Source organism: Streptomyces sp. NPDC127038, from assembly GCF_042725875.1.
Lineage (GTDB): Bacteria > Actinomycetota > Actinomycetes > Streptomycetales > Streptomycetaceae > Streptomyces.
Genome location: NZ_JBHXDQ010000012.1, coordinates 105,400 through 122,933, shown reverse-complemented (window position 1 = coordinate 122,933; position 17,534 = coordinate 105,400). Strand labels below are relative to the sequence as shown.

18 protein-coding genes, 1 pseudogene and 1 riboswitch are annotated in these 17,534 nt (G+C 67.6%); of the genes and pseudogenes, 10 read left to right on the top strand and 9 right to left on the bottom strand.

Going from position 1 to position 17,534, the window contains the following annotated elements; translation table 11 throughout:
* Positions 1-57: 57 nt before the first annotated feature.
* The 3 genes from ACFWI4_RS12405 (at position 58) to ACFWI4_RS12395 (ending at position 3,271) form a co-directional block, all read left to right on the top strand.
* Positions 58-465, top strand: a complete 408-nt coding sequence (locus tag ACFWI4_RS12405) for a VOC family protein (protein WP_385403934.1) — start codon at positions 58-60, stop codon at positions 463-465.
* 843 nt (positions 466-1,308) lie between these two features.
* Positions 1,309-2,424, top strand: a complete 1,116-nt coding sequence (locus tag ACFWI4_RS12400) for an LOG family protein (protein ID WP_387194244.1) — start codon at positions 1,309-1,311, stop codon at positions 2,422-2,424.
* A gap of 187 nt (positions 2,425-2,611) precedes the next feature.
* Entirely contained in the window at positions 2,612-3,271 is a 660-nt protein-coding gene (locus tag ACFWI4_RS12395) for an LAETG motif-containing sortase-dependent surface protein (protein WP_387194241.1), read from the top strand.
* 72 nt (positions 3,272-3,343) lie between these two features.
* On the opposite strand, the gene ACFWI4_RS12390 is transcribed toward ACFWI4_RS12395, so the two are convergent.
* The 5 genes and pseudogenes from ACFWI4_RS12390 to ACFWI4_RS12370 form a co-directional block, all read right to left on the bottom strand.
* Positions 3,344-4,420: an ABC transporter ATP-binding protein gene (locus tag ACFWI4_RS12390; protein WP_387194238.1), complete on the bottom strand. Its 1,077-nt coding sequence runs from the start codon at positions 4,418-4,420 to the stop codon at positions 3,344-3,346.
* Positions 4,421-6,019 (bottom strand): ABC transporter permease, encoded by a 1,599-nt coding sequence (locus tag ACFWI4_RS12385; RefSeq protein WP_387194339.1) that lies wholly within the window; start codon positions 6,017-6,019, stop codon positions 4,421-4,423.
* Positions 6,020-6,201: 182 nt separating this feature from the next.
* Entirely contained in the window at positions 6,202-7,260 is a 1,059-nt protein-coding gene (locus tag ACFWI4_RS12380) for a thiamine ABC transporter substrate binding subunit (RefSeq protein WP_387194336.1), read from the bottom strand.
* Between the two features lie 122 nt (positions 7,261-7,382).
* Positions 7,383-7,488, bottom strand: a riboswitch (TPP riboswitch).
* A gap of 93 nt (positions 7,489-7,581) precedes the next feature.
* Positions 7,582-8,688 carry a 23S rRNA (adenine(2503)-C(2))-methyltransferase RlmN gene (rlmN, locus tag ACFWI4_RS12375; RefSeq protein ID WP_385403948.1) on the bottom strand — a complete coding sequence of 369 codons (1,107 nt, stop codon included), beginning with the start codon at positions 8,686-8,688 and terminating at the stop codon, positions 7,582-7,584.
* Between the two features lie 227 nt (positions 8,689-8,915).
* Positions 8,916-9,660, bottom strand: a pseudogene (locus ACFWI4_RS12370) (GntR family transcriptional regulator).
* 78 nt (positions 9,661-9,738) lie between these two features.
* Here ACFWI4_RS12370 and ACFWI4_RS12365 point away from each other — a divergent pair.
* The 5 genes from ACFWI4_RS12365 to ACFWI4_RS12345 all read left to right on the top strand — a co-directional run bounded on the left by ACFWI4_RS12365 (position 9,739) and on the right by ACFWI4_RS12345 (position 12,273).
* A complete protein-coding gene (locus ACFWI4_RS12365; protein ID WP_387194235.1) occupies positions 9,739-10,017 on the top strand; it encodes a hypothetical protein in 279 nt (92 codons plus the stop codon).
* A gap of 535 nt (positions 10,018-10,552) precedes the next feature.
* The gene (locus ACFWI4_RS12360; RefSeq protein WP_387194232.1) at positions 10,553-10,777 is read left to right on the top strand and encodes a hypothetical protein; all 225 of its coding nucleotides are present in this window, start codon (positions 10,553-10,555) and stop codon (positions 10,775-10,777) included.
* Positions 10,774-11,517 carry a GntR family transcriptional regulator gene (locus ACFWI4_RS12355; RefSeq protein WP_387194230.1) on the top strand — a complete coding sequence of 248 codons (744 nt, stop codon included), beginning with the start codon at positions 10,774-10,776 and terminating at the stop codon, positions 11,515-11,517. The genes ACFWI4_RS12360 and ACFWI4_RS12355 overlap by 4 nt, the downstream gene beginning before the upstream one ends.
* A complete protein-coding gene (locus ACFWI4_RS12350) occupies positions 11,514-11,816 on the top strand; it encodes a hypothetical protein (RefSeq protein WP_387194227.1) in 303 nt (100 codons plus the stop codon). The genes ACFWI4_RS12355 and ACFWI4_RS12350 overlap by 4 nt, the downstream gene beginning before the upstream one ends.
* Before the next feature lie 322 nt (positions 11,817-12,138).
* Positions 12,139-12,273, top strand: coding sequence for a hypothetical protein (locus tag ACFWI4_RS12345; protein WP_387194224.1), 135 nt, complete (start codon positions 12,139-12,141; stop codon positions 12,271-12,273).
* A 20-nt stretch (positions 12,274-12,293) separates the two neighbouring features.
* Here ACFWI4_RS12345 and ACFWI4_RS12340 read toward each other — a convergent pair whose 3' ends face one another.
* The gene (locus tag ACFWI4_RS12340) at positions 12,294-12,731 is read right to left on the bottom strand and encodes a barstar family protein (protein ID WP_387194221.1); all 438 of its coding nucleotides are present in this window, start codon (positions 12,729-12,731) and stop codon (positions 12,294-12,296) included.
* 242 nt (positions 12,732-12,973) lie between these two features.
* The gene (locus tag ACFWI4_RS12335; RefSeq protein WP_387194218.1) at positions 12,974-13,360 is read right to left on the bottom strand and encodes a hypothetical protein; all 387 of its coding nucleotides are present in this window, start codon (positions 13,358-13,360) and stop codon (positions 12,974-12,976) included.
* A 418-nt stretch (positions 13,361-13,778) separates the two neighbouring features.
* On the opposite strand from ACFWI4_RS12335, the gene ACFWI4_RS12330 reads away from it, so the two are divergent.
* The gene (locus ACFWI4_RS12330; RefSeq protein WP_387194215.1) at positions 13,779-14,984 is read left to right on the top strand and encodes an ATP-binding protein; all 1,206 of its coding nucleotides are present in this window, start codon (positions 13,779-13,781) and stop codon (positions 14,982-14,984) included.
* Between the two features lie 66 nt (positions 14,985-15,050).
* Entirely contained in the window at positions 15,051-16,358 is a 1,308-nt protein-coding gene (locus ACFWI4_RS12325) for a hypothetical protein (protein ID WP_387194212.1), read from the top strand.
* A gap of 404 nt (positions 16,359-16,762) precedes the next feature.
* Here the strand turns inward: ACFWI4_RS12325 and ACFWI4_RS12320 are convergent, their stop codons facing one another.
* Together ACFWI4_RS12320 and ACFWI4_RS12315 are read right to left on the bottom strand one after the other, a co-directional pair.
* Positions 16,763-17,065, bottom strand: a complete 303-nt coding sequence (locus tag ACFWI4_RS12320) for a hypothetical protein (RefSeq protein WP_387194209.1) — start codon at positions 17,063-17,065, stop codon at positions 16,763-16,765.
* On the bottom strand, positions 17,062-17,529 hold the full coding sequence (locus ACFWI4_RS12315) for an NUDIX hydrolase (RefSeq protein ID WP_387194206.1): 468 nt from the start codon (positions 17,527-17,529) through the stop codon (positions 17,062-17,064). Before ACFWI4_RS12315 ends, ACFWI4_RS12320 begins: the two co-directional genes overlap by 4 nt.
* Positions 17,530-17,534: the final 5 nt, after the last annotated feature.

Sequence of the window (17,534 nt, the reverse complement as noted above, 5' to 3'; positions counted from 1 at the left end):
CGGGCGGGTCCCCGGTCTACCCCTGCGAACGGCATCACATCGACGGGAGAACCTCGCATGTACCAGCAGATGATCTTCGTGAACCTGCCCGTGTCCGACGTCGCCGCGTCCAGGAAGTTCTTCACGGAGCTCGGCTACTCGATCAACCCGCAGTTCTCCACCGACGACTGCGCCTGTGTGGTGATCAGCGACACGATCATCGCGATGCTGCTCGGCAGGCAGCGGTACGCGGACTTCACCAAGAAGGAGATCGCGGACGCGACGAAGACCAGCGAGGTGCTGCTGTGTCTGAGCGCCGAGAGCCGCGCGAAGGTCGACGAGCTCGTCGACGCGGCCATCGCCGCGGGCGGCTCGGGAACGGGCGAGGCGCAGGACCAGGGCTTCATGTACGGCCGCGCCTTCGACGACCTGGACGGCCACACCTGGGAGGTCATGTGGATGGACCCGGCAGCGATCCAGAACTGACCCGATCCTCCGTCGACTATCCCGGCCGACGCCAAGGGGGGCTGAGCCTCAACGCCGACCGACGCCAAGGGGGCTGAGCCTCAACACCGGCCGACGCCAAGGGGGCTGAGCCTCAACACGGGCCGGTGTTCCGGGGCTGAGCCCCGCAGAGGGACCGGCGGACGTCACGGTGGCCGGCGCGCGGTACAGGGGTCCGCGCGCCGCCCCCGGACCGTCCCCCGGCCCCGCCCTCACCATCCCGACGCCCCGGCCCTCCAGGGCCCCGCCCAGAGGCACCTCCCAGAGGTCCAGGGGCCGCCCCCGGACCGCCCTCCCGCACCTCGGCCCCGCCCTCACCATCCCGGCGACTCCGCCCTCCGGGCCACACCCTCGCCATCGAGGCGACCGCCTTCAGGGCCCCGCCACCCCGGCCCCGTCCTCACCATCCCGGCGACTCCGCCCTCCGGGCCCCGCCCAGGGGTACCTCCCGGAGGACTGCGCGCCGACGCTGGACCGTCCCCCGCTGCCCCGGCCCCGTCCTCACCATCCCGGTGACTCGGCCCTCCTGGGCCGCCCTCGCCATCGAGGCGACTCCGCCCTCCAGGGCCCGCCCAAGGACACCTCCCGGAGGGTCACCCGCCACCGGCCCCAGACCGTCGTCGAGGCGACCGCCCTCGGGGCCGCCCAGGGCACCTCCCGGGGGGGGGCACCCGCCCGACGGGCCCCCCCGGGTCGCGGCCGCGGAACCGGCCCCGGGCACATCGGGGCCGGGCCAGAGCCCCGGGTCGCGGGGGCGTACCTGAACATCGCACGCCGGTGACACCGGGCCCTGGTGTCCCGGGCGGCAGCCCCTAGCATGGCCGCGTGCTCCCGACCCCCCTTCATGTCTCCGACGACCGTGAGATCGAGTCCCTCGCCGAGTTCGACGAGGTCGTCTCGGCGGGCGGTTCGCTCGCCGGGTTCCGTGTCCAGGCCGTCGATCTGACCGCCCGTACGCGGGAGTTGTCCGACCTGGACACCACGGGTGCCGTGTTCCTCGGCTGCCCGATGGACCCCGAGGCCGCCGCCCGCGTCCGGGCCTCGGGCGCGCTGGTGTTCCCGCCCGTGCCGGACCTCCCGCTCAACCCCTACCGCGGCCGCCTCTACTCCCCCGACGAGCTCTTCGCCTCGCTCGGCACGGGGTACGAGTCGACGCCCGACGCCCGCGCCTACGCCTGGTTCCAGCGGACCAAGGCCGACGGCGACATATTCGCCTCGACGGTGCGCGCGCTCCACGACGACTCCGTCTCGGACGCGCTCGACGAACTCCTCGCCGGCGTACGGGTGGTCGGGGTGATGGGCGGCCACGCGATGGCGCGCGGCACCGAGGCGTACGCGGGGGCCGCCCGGCTCGGCCGCACCCTCGCGCGCTCCGGCCTCATGGTCGCCACCGGCGGCGGCCCCGGTGCCATGGAGGCGGCCAACCTCGGCGCGTACGCGGCCCCGTTCGAGGACGCCATGCTCGACGAGGCGCTCGGGGTGCTGGCCGCCGCCCCCTCGTTCACGCCGTCCGTCACCGACTGGGCGCGCGCGGCGTTCGAGGTGCGCGAGCGCTGGCCCTCGGGCGGCCCCTCGGTCGGCGTCCCCACCTGGTTCTACGGCCACGAGCCGCCGAACGCCTTCGCCTCGCACATCGCCAAGTACTTTGCCAACGCGACCCGCGAGGACGGGCTGTTGGCCCGCTCGAACGCGGGCGTCGTGTTCCTGCCCGGCGCCGCCGGGACCGTACAGGAGATCTTCGACAACGCGACCCCCAACTACTACGGGTCGAAGGGTGAGCCGACCCCGATGGTGCTGGTGGACCGCGTGCACTGGACCGAGAGGTTTCCGGCCTGGGACCTGCTCAGAGCGCTGGCCAGGGAAAGGGCGATGGAGTCGTCGATCGCCCTTGTGGACGGGGTCGATGACGCTCCGCACGCGCTCAAACACCTGGGAGGTTAACGACTCGGCAAAGCCAACGCCGAGGCGGCGCCTACGCATTGACAGCACTTAGGCCGCACTTATAAACCTGTGAAACCTCTGGGGGTGCTGTTGCTGGAATGAATTACAGCAAATCCCCCTACACCCCCCGCAGTTGCGCAACCTGTGAAGGGCAATCGTGTCCATATCTCGACGCACCGCACGTTCCGTGCGAATCCTCGGCGTTGCCTCCGCCTCTGCCGCGCTCGCGCTCGGCGTCGCCGGCAACGCACTCGCTTGCAACATCGGTGACTTCTCGGCTGCCGCCACCTGTGACGGCAACGGGAAGGGCATCATCACCGTGACCGACATCGACGGCTCCGCCAAGGAAGCCACGGTCACGGTCTTCCTCGAGCGCAATGGCGCCGACGACCACCAGGTCGGCGCCGCTCAGACGGTCACCGGCAGCAAGAACGGTGCCACCATCTCCTTCTCGGAGGACTGGGCGCCCAAGGCCGAGTACCGGATCCACGTCAGTGTCCCGAAGGTCCTGGACAAGGACATCACTCCGAACCTGGTGACGAAGGACGAGGCCTGCTCCACGAAGTCCGAGTCCCCGTCCCCCTCGGCGAGCCCGGAGCCGTCGGAGTCCGCCTCCTCGGCGGCTCCCTCGGACTCGGCCACCCCGTCCGAGTCGGAGAGCAGCGCCGCTCCGGCCACCCCGGGCGACAACCAGCCGTCCGCGGCCGCCGGTGAGTCCAACCTCGCCGAGACCGGTGCGAACTCCAACACCCCGATGATCGCCGGTATCGCCGGTGCGTTCGTCATCGTCGGTGGCGGAGCGGTCTTCTTCGGCATGCGCCGCCGTGGCGCCTCGAAGGCGAGCTGACCCGCACCCCGAACGACCGTGTGGCCCGCCCCCGTCGAGGGGGCGGGCCACACGCCTTTGCGGAGGTTCCGCTCAACCCGCCCGCCGCGCGGGGCTCTTCGCGACCGTCTGTGTCCCGGGCGCCTCGGGCCCTCCCAGGACGACGACCTCGGCGGCGTCGAACTCCACCCCGACCACGTCCCCGGGCTCCGGCGCGTCCCGCAGCGCGCACGCCGCCTCCAGCCGGGGCGCGCCCTCGGGCTGGAGCCGTACGGCGACATGGGTGCCCCGGAAGGTGCGCGCGGCGACCGTGCAGCGCAGCCCGTCCGCCGCGGCCACGAGCCGTACCCCGGCGGGCCGGACGAGGAGCGTGCCCGGCCCCTGGGCGGAGCCCCCGGGCACCGGGACCCGGCCCCACGGGGTGTCGGCGGCCGTCGCGCCGACCGTCGCCTCCACCACGTTGTCGAAGCCGAGGAAGCGGGCCACGAAGGCGTCCGCGGGCCGCTGCCAGACGTCCAGGGGGGTACCGGACTGGGCGATCCGTCCGTCCCGCATCACCACCACCCGGTCGGCGAGCGCGAAGGCCTCGCCCTGGTCATGGGTGACGGCGAGCACCGTCGTGCCCAGCTCTCCGAAGAGTTCGCGCAGTTCGACGACGAGCCGTTCACGCAGGGAGCGGTCCAGCTGGCCGAGCGGCTCGTCGAGCATCAGCAGCCGCGGGCGCGGCGCCAGGGCGCGGGCCAGCGCGACGCGCTGCTGCTCACCGCCGGAGAGCGAGGCGACGGCCCGGTCGCGGGCCCCGGGCAGGCCGACGAGGTCCAGCAGCTCGGTTACCCGGGCCGTCTGTCCGTTCCTCGGCGTGCCCTGCATCCGCAGGCCGAAGGCGACGTTGCCGCCCACGTCCCGCTGCGGGAACAGCTGGTGGTCCTGGAACATCAGGCCGACGCCCCGCTTGTGCGCGGGAACACCCGCCTGGTCCCGTCCGTCAAGCAGCACCCGGCCCGCGTCCAGGGGCTGAAGACCGGCCACCGTCCGCAGCAGCGTGGACTTGCCGCTGCCGCTCGGCCCGAGCACGCACACGGTCTCGTGCTCGGCGACCTCCAGGTCGACGGCGTCGAGCACGGGCCGCCCGCCGAAGCGTACGGTCGCGCCCTGAAGGCTCAGCAGCATCTAGAACTCCCCGGTCCGGTCGGTCCGTACCCGCTCCAACAGCAGCAGCGACACCGCGCACACCACCATGAGGATGGTCGAAAGGGCCATCGCCTGGCCGTAGTTGAGGTCGCCGGCGCGGCCGAGCAGCCGGGCCACGGCGACCGGCAGCGTCGGGTTGTCGGGCCGCGCGATGAAGACGGTCGCCCCGAACTCCCCGAGGGAGACGGCGAAGGCGAAGCCCGCCGCGATCAGCAGCGCCCGGCGCACCATCGGCAGGTCGACCTCGCGCCAGACCCGCCAGGGCGACGCCCCGAGGACGGCCGCGGCCTCCCGCAGCCGCCCGTCCACCGCGCGCAGCACGGGCAGCATGGTCCGTACGACGAAGGGCACGCCCACCAGGGCCTGCGCCAGCGGCACCAGGACCCAGCTCGCGCGCAGATCGAGCGGCGGCTCGTCCAGGGCGATCAGGAACCCGAAGCCGACGGTCACGGCGGAGACGCCGAGCGGCAGCATCAGCAGCGCGTCGAAGCCCCGCATCAGCCGTCCGGCCCGCCGGGTGAGGGCGGCGGCGGCCAGACCGCCGATCAGCACGGCTATGGCGGTGGCGGCGAGCGCGTACTCCAGCGAGTTGCCGATCGCCGCGATGGGGGCGACGAGGAAGACGCTTCCGTCGTCGTGGGCCAGAGCCCGGTAGTAGCCGAAGCCCGGAGCACCGAGGGAGCGCTGGACGAGGACGGCGAGCGGCAGCACCAGCAGGAGCGCGATGCTCGCCAGCACGCCCGCGAGGAGCGCCCACTGTCCGGCTCCGCGCGGCCGGCGCGCGGTGGTGTCGGGGGCGACCAGCCGCAGGGCGGTCTCCCGCCGGCGCACGGTCGCCGCGTGCACGGCGAGGATCGCGCCGACCGCCACGAACTGCACGATGGTCAGCACCGCGGCCGTGGTGAGGTCGAAGATCTCGGAGGTCTGCCGGTAGATCTCGACCTCCAGGGTCGAGAAGGTGGGGCCGCCGAGGATCTGCACCACGCCGAAGGAGGTGAAGGTGAAGAGGAAGACCATGAGGGCGGCGGCGGCCACGGCGGGTCCGAGCGCGGGCAGCGTCACCCTGCGCCAGGCGGCGAACCGTGAGGCGCCGAGCATGCGCGCGGCGTCCTCCTGGCGCGGGTCGAGCTGTGACCAGAGCCCGCCGACGGTCCGTACGACGACCGCGTAGTTGAAGAAGACGTGCGCCAGCAGGATCGCCCACACCGTGGTGTCCAGCCGTACGCCCCACAGCTCGTCGAGCAGCCCGCCGCGGCCGACCAGCGCGAGGAACGCGGTGCCGACGACCACGGTCGGCAGCACGAACGGCACCGTGACCACGGCCCGCAGCACCTGTTTGCCCCGGAAGTCGAAGCGCGCGAAGACGTACGCGCCGGGGAGCGCGACCAGCAGCGTGAGGGCCGTCGATGCGAGCGCCTGCCAGGTGGTGAACCACAGCACGTGCAGGATGTCGGGCCGGGTGGCGACGTCCCAGATCCGGCCGAGCCGCCAGCCGCCGTCGCCGTGGAGACCGCGCGAGACGATCGCGGCGACGGGGTAGGCGAAGAACACGGCGAAGAACGCGACGGGCAGCGCCATCAGGGCGAACCGTGCGGCGTTCCCGCGGCGGGCCGCGCGGCCGGCCGGGGCGGCACCGGGCCGCCCGTCGGCTCCGCCGGGGCTGCCGGTGCTGCCGGGGCCGCCGTCGCCGCCGGGGCTGCCGGGGCCGCCCGTCGCCGTCGGAGCGCCGGCCTCCGCCGCAGCCCTCGCGTCCGCGTCCGCTACTTCAGTACGAGCGAGGTCCACGACTTGACCCACTGGTCGCGGTCGGCGGCGATCTTCGCGGGCGCCAGGATCTCGGGATCCTTGGCCTGCGGACCGTACTGCGTGAACTCGGCGGGCACCCGCGCGCCCTCACGGACCGGGTAGACGAACATGTTGAGCGGCATGTCCTCCTGGAACTCCTTGGTGAGCAGGAAGTCCAGGAACGCCTTGCCGCCCTTGGCGTTGGCCGCGTGGCTGAGCAGGCCCGCGTACTCCACCTGCCGGAAACAGGTGCCGTCCGCGACGCCGGTGGGGGCCGTGGTGGGCTTGGGGTCGCCGTAGATGACCTCGGCGGGCGGCGAGGAGGCGTACGAGACCACGAGCGGGCGGTCCGCCTTGGCCTTCTTGCCGCCGGCGGAGCCCGAGAACTCGTCGTTGTACGCCTGCTCCCAGCCGTCCACGACCTTCACGCCGTTGGCCTTGAGCTTCTTCCAGTAGTCCTGCCAGCCCGCGTCGCCGTAGTGGGCGGCGGACCCGAGCAGGAAGCCGAGGCCGGGCGAGGACGTGGCGGCGTTCTCCGTGACCAGGAGGTTCTTGTACGCGGGCTTGACCAGGTCGTCGAAGGACTTCGGCGGCGCGATCCTGTGCCGGGCGAACCAGGCCTTGTCGTAGTTGACGCAGATGTCGCCGGTGTCGATGGGGGTGACCCGGTGCTCGGCCTGGTCGGTCCGGTACTCCGGCTTGATCCGGTCCGCGCCCTTGGCCGCGTACGGCTGGAAGAGCCCGTTGTCGAGCGCTCGGGAGAGCAGGGTGTTGTCGACGCCGAAGAAGACGTCGCCCTGGGGGTTGTCCTTGGTCAGGATGGCCTTGTTCACGGCCTGGCCCGCGTCGCCGTCCTTGAGGACGCGGACCTTGTAGCCGGACTGCTTCTCGAAGTCCGCGAGCACGTTCTTCGACACGGCCCACGAGTCGTGGCTGACGAGCGTGACCGTCTTCGAGTCGCCCGAGCCGGCGGCGCCGGACGAACCGCACGCGGACAGCGCGGGCAGCGCGACGAGGCCGAGGCCCGCGGCCATGACGGCGAACCTTCTGCCGCCGCCGATGGTGGTGGTGATGCTCACTGAATTCCTCCTGGGTGACCAGGAAGAGACGCGGCCCTGCCCGGGACCTCTGACGGTTCCCGGGCAGGGCGCAACAGCTTGAGTAATGACCGAACTTCCTACCCAGAATGACCTGGGCAAGGTTCAGAGGGTCTGCGGTCTGTCCCGCACTCTCAGCGCTGTGGCGCTCCCCTGTCGGAATATGAAGATGTCGGACGGTGCCGCCGCCGGACGTCGGACCGTCCGGCCGCGGCGCTGCCGGACCCCGCGATGGGCGGGGGACCGACTCGGTTCAGCCTACCGCTCGGTCGCGGCGAGCTGACCACACGCTCCGTCGATCTCCTGGCCCCGGGTGTCCCGGACGGTCACCGTGACGCCGTGGGCCGCGATGGCCTCGACGAAGGCCTTCTCGTCCTCGGGCCGCGAGGCGGTCCACTTCGAGCCCGGGGTCGGGTTCAGCGGGATGAGGTTGACGTGTACGGGCTTGCCCTTGAGCATCCGGCCGAGCCGGTCACCACGCCACGCCTGGTCGTTGATGTCGCGGATCAGGGCGTACTCGATGGACAGCCGACGCCCGGACCGGTCCGCGTACCCCCAGCCGGCGTCCAGCACCTCACGCACCTGCCAGCGCGTGTTCACGGGGACGAGGGTGTCGCGCAGCTCGTCGTCCGGGGCGTGCAGGGAGATCGCGAGCCGGCACTTGAAGCCCTCGTCCGCGAACCGGTTGATCGCGGGGACGAGGCCGACCGTCGAGACGGTGATACCGCGCTGCGACAGCCCGAGCCCGTCCGGCTCGGGGTCGGTGAGGGCGCGGATCGCGCCGACCACGCGCTTGTAGTTGGCGAGCGGCTCGCCCATCCCCATGAAGACGATGTTGCTCAGCCGCGCCGGGCCCCCGGGGATCTCGCCGTCACGCAGCGCCCGCATGCCGTCCACGATCTGGTGCACGATCTCGCCGGTCGACAGGTTGCGGTCGAGGCCCGCCTGTCCCGTGGCGCAGAACGGGCAGTTCATCCCGCAGCCCGCCTGCGAGCTGATGCACATCGTGACCCGGTCCGGGTAGCGCATCAGCACGGACTCGACGAGCGTGCCGTCGAAGAGCCGCCAGAGGGTCTTGCGGGTGGTGTCCTGGTCGGTCGACAGGTGCCGCACGACGGTCATCAGCTCGGGAAGCAGCGCCTCCTGGAGCTTGCCGCGCGAGGCGGCGGGGATGTCCGTCCACTGGGCGGGGTCGTGCGCGTACCGGGCGAAGTAGTGCTGCGAGAGCTGCTTGGCACGAAACGGCTTCTCACCGATCGCGGCAACCGCCTCTTTGCGCTCGGCGGGCGTGAGATCGGCAAGGTGCCGCGGCGGCTTCTTGGCTCCGCGCGGCGCGACAAAAGTGAGTTCTCCGGGTGCAGGCATAACACGTCCAGTGTGGCAGATCATCTGCGGGGCCCCAGGCCAGAGCGGGGTGGGAGCGGTCACCGCCGGGCAGTCCCTGTCAGCTTCTGCCGACCTCGCACGGCCCAGGGACGGCCCAGGAATGATCTTGGACGGAGCCTCTGACCGGCCACGAACAGGAGAAGGAGAGGAGTCGCGGGCGGTCGCCGGGCGTCAACACCCACGACCACCCCCGCCTCCACTGAGGATCAACGATTGATCGGAATCTCGTAGACGATCTCGCAGTGAGCGACGGGCACCACGATGTCCGCCGTCTCGACGGGCCGTCCGTCGTCGCTGTAGTACGTCCGCCGGATGTGCGTGACCAGCGCCGCCTTCTGGATGCCGAGCAACGACGCCTCATCGGCGGTCGCCGTCCGCGGTTCCGGCTGCTCCACGGCGTGGCTGATGGTGACCCCGATCGCGGCCATGCGCTTCACGACACCGGCTCCGGCATGCGGGCCTCCCTCGGGGAGGACGACGAGCGTGCCCGCGGTGAGGTCGTACGGCTCCCAGCTCGTCGAGAGCTGCACCGGCTTGCCGTCCGCCAGGAACTCGTACGTGGTCCGGACGCACAGCTCGCCCTCCGCGATCCCGAGCCGCGCGGCGATGTCTGCGGGCGCCGGCACCTTGGCGTCGGTCCGACTCTCCCAGTCCCCCGCCCTGCCAATGTCCCTCATGTCGGCTCGGAACGGTGACCCGTCGCGCCGCCGACCGGACCACCCGCACCCGCTGCCGGGGCTCGGCGACGTACGTACCCGATCCGGCGCGCCCCTCCAACAACCCCTGGGAGATCAGCAGCTCCTGCGCCCGGCGCACCACGTTCTCGCCCACGCCGCACTCCTGGCCGATCTGGGTGCGAGAGGGCAGACGGTCACCCGGCTCCCATACGTGCTCCGCGATCCGGCGCCGGAGTTCGTCGGCGATGCGGAGATAGGGCGGCTGCTCAGGCATATGGAAAATCTAGTCCACTAGCCCTAATCTAGTTAACTAGCTTCACTGAAAGTGATCGCTGGTGACGGAGGCTGTCCTGTGCCCGCTTCGGAAGTTAGCGCGGCGGCCATCGCCGCCCGGCTGTCCGCCCTCGGGCTTCCCACGCGAGTGGAGGAACACCGTCGTCACTCGTCGGTCGAAGCGGAGGTGCCGGACGGGCTCTCCGCCGCGTCATGGCGGGAGGTCCTGGACGTGGTGGCCGAGGCCGATCGGTTCGGGCTCCTCGCCACCAGCTTGAACGGCCGCACCCTCTGGGCGGTCGTACGCAGAACGGTCCCCGCGACGGGCGATGTCCGGGGACCGGGCCATCAGCGATAGGAGCTGACCAGCGTGCTCAACCGAATCCGCCGCGCCGCATCCCTCACCAGGGCGCGTCACTCCGCAAGAGGCAGGCACCGCCGCCCCTTAACGACCGTCCACACACCGACCGCTTTCGCTTCCCCCACTGAGGCGTTGACGGCCTTCGCGGGCCGGAGCCCCAGCGACGGGGACCGCTGCCACCCGCTCGCGGCTGAAGACGTCTCACTCGTCCGTCCGTACGTGCTGGCCCAGGAGAAGCCCGCCCGCACGCGCACGGTGGTCATCGCTCCCCATCTGCCGACCCGTGCATGGCCGGCACTCGTGAGGCTCCGCTGATGCCTTCGATGTCCTCAAGGCCGTCTCGCCGACATCTCCACATCGCGGACGCTCCGGCCGTTCCCTACCGCTCGACCGCCTGCCGCATCGGCACGCACCCCGCCTGCGCGGAGTCCTCCCCGGCTTCGACCCCGGCCGACCTTCCCGTGATCTACGAAGCGTGCGACTGCCCGTGTCACCCGACAGCCGACCGAACCCCTCCCCCGGAGGCAGAGCGATGAACGCATGGGCAACCGGCGGCGCGCTGGTCGGCAGTGTCGAGGTCACCGCGGCCACCGTGCAGCGCGGCGACGTCATCCAACTCGGCGGCCATGCCTGCCGGGTGAGAGACCTTTTCCAGCTCCCCCAGGGGGCCAAGCAACTGGTCTTCGAGTCGGGCGAGCTGCTGACCATCCACACACGCACCCGGCTCCTCGCCGTGCGGTCGCTGACAAGGCGGTGACCGGGTCCGTGCCCTCTCGCCCTCACGACATCGCCGACGACCTCCGGCGACAGATCACGACCGGCCGCATCAAGCCCGGTGAACGCCTCCCGTCCGAAGCCGACCTGGCCGACCGGTACAAGGTCAGCACCCTGACCCTGCGCAGCGCCCTCGCCGCACTCCAAGGGGAAGGCCTCGTCGAGAAGATCCACGGCAAGGGCAACTTCGTCCGCCGCCCCCTCCGCAAGATCATGTACGTCGGCGGCTGGGGAACCCTGGACCCGTGGACCGCTGCCGAAGCGGCCCTGCGTGTCACCGTTCGCACCACCACGGTTCAAGCGCACGGACGTCTCACAGGCTTGCTCAACGTGCCCATGGGCAGTCCCGTCGTCGAGGTCTCGTGCCTCAGCTTCGAGGAAGCGTCACCGCACGGGCTGGCCCGCATCTACATCCCGCGCGACCTGGTGCCGGCCGGAGCGCTCGACGACGAATCCGCGCACGGAGAAGAGGTCAAGAGATTCGCCGTTCTCGGTCCTGCGCCGACCGCCATCCGGGAGACGGTGTGCGCCCGTCCAGCGACACCGGACGAGGCATCGGCCCTTCGGATCGGCTCCACCGGGCCAGTCCTCGCCATCACACGCACCGCGACCGACTCCGCTGGACGTGTTGTCGAGGCCGCGCTGCTGGCCTTCCCGGGTGACCGCATCGACGCGGTCTTCACCACCCACCACGTGATCGACGAGAGGCAGACGCAAGGATGACGGCACAAGACGAACTGCGACTCCTCCCGTGGTCGGGCCCCGGCGGAAACCCCTGCTACCTGAGCACCGACGACCGCGACGGCTTCATGTCACGCCTGGCGGACAACATCGAATCGGTCCAACTAGGCACGGCCGCCGAGCTGCTGGAGCAAGCCTCCGAAACGCTCGACGACCAGGACGCGGCCCCAGAGGAAAAGCAACGACTGGCGAAGGAACTGACCGGGGCCCTACGGGACGTACTCCGCGTCGCGATCAGCCGCGGTCACCTGCTGGCGGTGAACGAACCACACGGCACCTGAAGACGCACCTGCACAGCAGCGCTTGCCGATGACGCTCCTCCCTTCCACACGGGAAGGGGAGCCCGAAAATCAACCCGGGCTCTCCTCCCCGTCGCGCTGTGCCAACCCGGGGCAGACGCATCACGCACCGAGGCAGAGACGAACCCTTTCGCGACCGCCTGAACCTCGGCCACAGAAAGTCAGCCACGACGGCGGGCGCGCCGACCGACCACGCACGCGTATGCCCCGCTCCGCCCCCACGTGCCCGAGCCACGCCGTCGGTGCCGTCGACCAGAGCAAGCCGCTGCGGCCCGCCCGTGACTACTGGGCCTGAGCTATCAGCTTGGGAAGCTGCGGTCATTCGGGGCCGGTCCGGACGCTGACCTGGGTAAACGGCCCGGCCGTGGTCCCGTCGGGCTCCGCTACTCTCATTGTGATTCCCCGGTGTTCCCCGCTCGATCTGGTGCGGTTGTGGTGAGGGCTGCACTGTAGCGACCTTCAGCCCTTTGCCGGCGCTTCTCCTCCACAGCTTGAGGCCCGGGCAACGTAGACGGAGAGCCACGTCGGCCTTCCGCCGGTGTATCGGGCTTCGGTGAGAGTCGCAACCACGTCACGGAGGATGCTCAGCGCCGTCTGGAAGTCGTCTTCCGCGTCCGAGGTCGGCCGAACGCCGGGCCAGACGATGACTACGCGGGGCCGTTTCAGTGCATGGAGCCCACCCCAGACAGAATCCGAGAGGGCGTCCCACACCGTGCGGGACGTTCCGAGGGGTGGGTCCAAAGGAAGCGTCTCCCGGACGGCTTCGAAGAAGGCTTCCTTGTCGGTCCGTCCGGCAGTGGAGAGCATGAACACAGGAAGCTCGTGGCAGGCGGCTTCGGCAAGGATCCCGGGGATGTCCGCACCGGAAACCTCGTGAAGGCCTCTGTCGATCACCATGCTCAGAACCGTAACGGTGCGTCTGCCTCCGGGGCGAGTTGCCCGCTAAACGGCGTGCGAGCGAACGGACGCCTTCTTCCTGGTGAGTACGGACGGATTCGAACCGCCGACATCCGCCTTGTAAGTTCGATCACCAGGCGTGGAGCTCCTGGCAACTTATGAGCGGGTAGGCCACGCACGGCCTCCTGGGGGTGCCCGCATCTGCTGCCGTTGATGTCAGACGTGGATGTCAGCCTGCTCGGTCACCAACCCCCACCGAACAGCGGTTGCAAGGTGGCGGCTACGCCCGACGTGATTGCCAGGAGGCCGCCCACGCTGGCGAGGGTGGTGGTCGCGTTCTGGAACAGCTCCTGCCGGAGCCGTGCCCAACGCGCGCTCCAGAAGAGCATCTTGAGCTTCTGCCACTTGTGCTGGCGAAGGTGACAACCCATGAGGGTCCCATAGCTGTTGTTGCGACAGGAGCTGTTGCGGCCCTCTGCACCACACCAGACAGGCACGTTGAAGAAGAAGTAGAAGGCGCTGACCCCGGACAGGACCATGAGCGCGACTGGTCCGAAGTCGAAGGTCAACCAGCCGGCAATGAGTATCGCGAAGACGATCCAACCCCAGTACTTCCCGAATCCCTTCATGGGAGGTCATGATCCAGTGACGCAAGGGGTGCTGAAGTGGCGCGACAGGGGCGCACGGAAGCATGCAGCAGCGCTGGTCCGTGGACTCTCAGCCTGGGAAGCAGCGATCGGAGACGTCGGTAGCCGCTGACCTGGGTGAACGGTTGGGATGTGGCATAGCGATATGGCCTACTTTCATCGCGATTGCCCGCTTTTCTCCCCTCCGTCTGGTGCGCTTGCACGGGAGGTTCAGTCGCCCCGCTGGCGGTCGATCAACGGCAGGCTCATTGTCACTGTCTACAGCTATGGTCTCTGGAGTTGACTGCCAGAAGACGCGCTGGGGCACTGACACGGGCGAGAGCGCGGGTCACTCTCCACTCACCTCAAGTCATCTGAACCTTCAAAGAGTGCGGTGGCCTTCGGAAATAGGGGAATTGCTTTGAGTGAAGAAGCTGCGCGCGCTGGAAATTCTCGAACTGTGGCTCGCGTTAGTCATATCAGTGACGACGGACGGACAACATTCCTAGAGCTAAGGGACGGGCGTACCGCTACGGCAGATCACGAGGAGCCCTTTGCCGACGTTGGTGAGATCGTTCTTATCGATCCCGAGGACGGATCAATTGAGGTTGCTCCGCGAGACCTTTGGAGGGAAGAGGTCTGGGTCGGGGTGACAAAGCTGGTAGTTGATAACCGAGTCGTAGTCGAAATTGGAGGTCGACTCCGCCTGTTCCCGGTTCCGCATAATGAGAACCTACGTGCAGGACTCACCGTAGAAGGAACGGATTCAGAAGGGATTGTAGGAGTTCTCTCCAGCAAAGCGATCAGCTTCCTGGATAACTCGACGGAAGATGCTCTTCCGGAGCGGTTTATCGTGCCGCCCGATGAAAAACTTTCTTTCGAAGACTTCGGCGGCTACGGTGAAATTGTCACGAGAGCTCGAGAACTGATCGAGCTGCCACTCAAGCACCACGCAGCCCTAAATGAAATTGGCACGAAGCCGATCAAGGGAATCCTCTTCTCTGGCCCGTCAGGAACTGGCAAGACTCTATTGGCTCGAATCATTGCCAATCATGCCGATGCCACCTTCTATGTCATTAGTGGTCCGGAGGTTCTCAGCAAGTGGTACGGCCAAAGCGAGGAGCTTATTCGGCGCATTTTCGAAGATGCGAAGCGGCGTGAAAGAGCCATCATTTTCTTTGATGAGATCGACAGCTTGGCATCTCAGCGTAATGACGAGTCCCACGAGGCTTCCCGGCGTGTTGTTGGGCAGTTGCTGGCGCTCATGGATGGATTTTCTCCAGACACTAACGTGATGGTTCTTGGTACTACTAACCGTCCACAGGATGTCGACTCCGCACTGCGCCGACCAGGCCGCTTTGACTGGCACGTTGACTTTCCAATTCCCAGCAGAGAGGACCGAGAGGCGATCCTTTCAACATCGGGACGGAAGCTGCAACTCCAGGAGAAAATGCCACATGACTGGGTTGCCGAGAGGACAGATGCTTGGACTCCTGCTGAGCTTGCCGCAATCTGGACCGAGGCCGGCCTACTTGCAGTTTCCGAGGGGCGTAATTCTCTCCTAGCTGAAGACTACATTGGCGGCTACGAGCGGGTTGCTAAGCAGCGTAGAGATTCGAGAGGGTGATCTCAATTGATTCGGCGGTTCAAGGTATGGTTCAGGGTTAAGGTTCTCCGCCGCGGACTTCGCGAAATGAAACGACTTCGCGAGTTCATCTACCTGGATGAGGTGAGCGTTACGAGCCTGCTGGCGTCCATTCTGGGTGCCATCCCGAGCGAAATCACGGAAAAGCTCACGAACTCCACTCGGTCCGAGGCAAGTGGGAGTGGTGAACATAAGTTCGTTGCAGGGAAGGTCAATGCTGGCATCAAGCGCGAGGTCACTCGAACCAGCGATTACCAAGTCCTGCGGAAGGCCTCAATCCAGGCGACCTTTAAGGACCTATATGCGAGTGTCGAGTCATCGCTCGCACTGCGATCTGGGCACCTGCCGGAGTTGAAGCCAGCAGTCCGAAGAAAGATTCGCAATGCTTCACCTGGCGGTTTGGATATCGCTCCCTGGATTTTTGATTCGACGGAGCTGAAGCGTGGCCAGCTCCTAGAACTTCAGGTTGAACTGCGAGCCGACGCTATCTTTCGGACCAGTACAATCATTTCAAGCATGACCAATATTATCGGCCAGTCCCCTGCTCTTGCGGCTGAGATCGACACGCAAGAAATGAGAACAGCGATCGAGCTCAACGGCTTCATCCAAGAGTTGATGGCTGGCCTGATCCCAATTAAATGCCAAGTCCTTGATTATGAAATCTCTAGTATCGCCGGACGTGACTACATTGTCCACAGCTCCCTATTCTCCGAGCTCCCGCTAATCTATAGGAGAAATCGGAAACCTCTCCATCTGGTTGGCGTGGTCGAGGAGGCGCTCTTCTGGAAAGATATCAGGCGGGTCCTATTTTCAAGCTCTCCGGTAAAGGTGCTTTGTCGCGTCGGGCATGACCGGGTACAGGATTCCTGGAGTCCAGTCAAGCTTGTTGACGTACTCAAAGAAGTAATTCCTGACATGGAAAGTGCGATGGATGATTTCGGTCCCTCTGCGCTTAGGGCACTGACTGGTGGGATGGATGACAGTCGCGACGTCTCGCAGCTGCGGCAGGCGGCATTGATTCGTTACGCCGAACTTCTTATTGAATCGCAAGGGTTGACCATGCCCGAAGCTCTGCGGGCGCGCATCACTGAAATTGCATCTGCTAGATCTTCCCAGCTAGGTTCCGTCATCGCCAATCGCACTATCTTCAGGGAGGTTACCGAGTGCGTCTCCGATGGGATCTCTCATCGATTTGCATCCGAAGATCTGGGCAGACTGCGTGGTCAAGCACTGGCACAGTTCGGCCTAATGGTTGACGGGAGCCTTTCGGTCCGCCCTGAAAATTCTAGCGGCCGACTTGATGAAACAGTCGATGGGAAATTTATCGATGCTGAAATTGTGGCGATCTATTGGTGACTAAATCATCGAACGCTGTTCCGCCCCCGGGTTGTGAAGCGGTCGGCGGAGCGGCTTTGGGCTGGAGCTGCTTTGGGGCGAGTGATCATGGCCCCGTAAGCTCATGGCGAGTCGGGCAGTCAGTGGACCTGCCCGTAAAGCACGACGTTGGGGCCATGATCTTCGAGGCTCGCCCCAAAGTGGCTGCCTAAAGCCGTGGAGCCGGCCGCCCCAGCCACAGAGGGTGTCTCCCACTTCGTGCCCGCAGCTCGCTAGCGCGCCGTCGGGCGCGGCCAGCCGGGGCGGAGACAGGAGGCAGGCCGCGCCGCAGAGGCGGCGCGCGCCCGCGCCGTGCGCGGGCCTTGATGAAGTAGGGAAAGTCTTATCCCGCTGAGATGCAGGTGAGGCGATCGCGCCTGGTGGGCTCAGGCTCCCGATGTTCGGATGCCATCAGAGTCGGCCGGTCGCTGGTGACCGCATGCGAGCCTCTCGCCGTTGATCCCTGTCACTTCGTAGTCGAGCAACGCGTTGTAGGGGTCGCCGTCTTGGTAGAGCCAGACCGTGAACACGTGCTTGGCGACGACCACTGAGAACTGCACGTTGTCGTCGCTCACCGGCACGACTTTGAAGGCATCCCCGGGCTTCAGCCAGAAGTCTTCGCCGTACGGCTCGATGAACAGGCAGACGTCCGTGTCGCCTGCATTCTCCACCGGCAGTGTGGACTTCATGTGTTCCCGCCGAGGAGACGCTGCCCGTCGTGGCTACGGACGTGGGGCCCGTTGCCGTCCAAGGCGTCCAGGAGCCTCACAGCGAAAGCCTCCGACATGCGTTCGCTGACCTCGTCCGGTGTGAGCCACGAGACCGCCAGGGACTCGCTGGACGTGCGTTCCGTGCCGCCCGAGGGCTTGCAGCGGAAGACCAGGGCGACGACGCCGCGGGTCATGTTCTTGTAGACGCCAGTGAGTTCGTCCACCTCGACGTGGATACCGGTCTCCTCCAGGACCTCGCGGGCAACGCCGGCCTCGGGGGTCTCTTCGAGTTCGAGGATGCCGCCCGGGAGCTCCCAGGTGCCGTTGTCGGCTCGGCGGATCGCCAGGAGGCGGCCGTCCTCGCGCACCACTACTCCGGCTACGGATACGGAGTGCAGGGGGGAGGGTGTCACTTCCTGTGATTGACTCATGTAAAGGAGCATAGGAG

Bases quoted from the DNA above. Each gene is read 5' to 3' on its own strand.
- ACFWI4_RS12325 (WP_387194212.1), top strand. From the start codon at position 15,051: ATGAAACGACTTCGCGAGTTCATCTACCTGGATGAGGTGAGCGTTACG.
- ACFWI4_RS12315 (WP_387194206.1), bottom strand. From the start codon at position 17,529: ATGCTCCTTTACATGAGTCAATCACAGGAAGTGACACCCTCCCCCCTG.
- ACFWI4_RS12380 (WP_387194336.1), bottom strand. From the start codon at position 7,260: ATGGCCGCGGGCCTCGGCCTCGTCGCGCTGCCCGCGCTGTCCGCGTGC.
- rlmN (WP_385403948.1), bottom strand. From the start codon at position 8,688: ATGCCTGCACCCGGAGAACTCACTTTTGTCGCGCCGCGCGGAGCCAAG.
- ACFWI4_RS12335 (WP_387194218.1), bottom strand. From the start codon at position 13,360: ATGAAGGGATTCGGGAAGTACTGGGGTTGGATCGTCTTCGCGATACTC.
- ACFWI4_RS12360 (WP_387194232.1), top strand. From the start codon at position 10,553: ATGAACGCATGGGCAACCGGCGGCGCGCTGGTCGGCAGTGTCGAGGTC.
- ACFWI4_RS12320 (WP_387194209.1), bottom strand. From the start codon at position 17,065: ATGAAGTCCACACTGCCGGTGGAGAATGCAGGCGACACGGACGTCTGC.
- ACFWI4_RS12390 (WP_387194238.1), bottom strand. From the start codon at position 4,420: ATGCTGCTGAGCCTTCAGGGCGCGACCGTACGCTTCGGCGGGCGGCCC.
- ACFWI4_RS12385 (WP_387194339.1), bottom strand. From the start codon at position 6,019: ATGGCGCTGCCCGTCGCGTTCTTCGCCGTGTTCTTCGCCTACCCCGTC.
- ACFWI4_RS12340 (WP_387194221.1), bottom strand. From the start codon at position 12,731: ATGGTGATCGACAGAGGCCTTCACGAGGTTTCCGGTGCGGACATCCCC.
- ACFWI4_RS12350 (WP_387194227.1), top strand. From the start codon at position 11,514: ATGACGGCACAAGACGAACTGCGACTCCTCCCGTGGTCGGGCCCCGGC.
- ACFWI4_RS12405 (WP_385403934.1), top strand. From the start codon at position 58: ATGTACCAGCAGATGATCTTCGTGAACCTGCCCGTGTCCGACGTCGCC.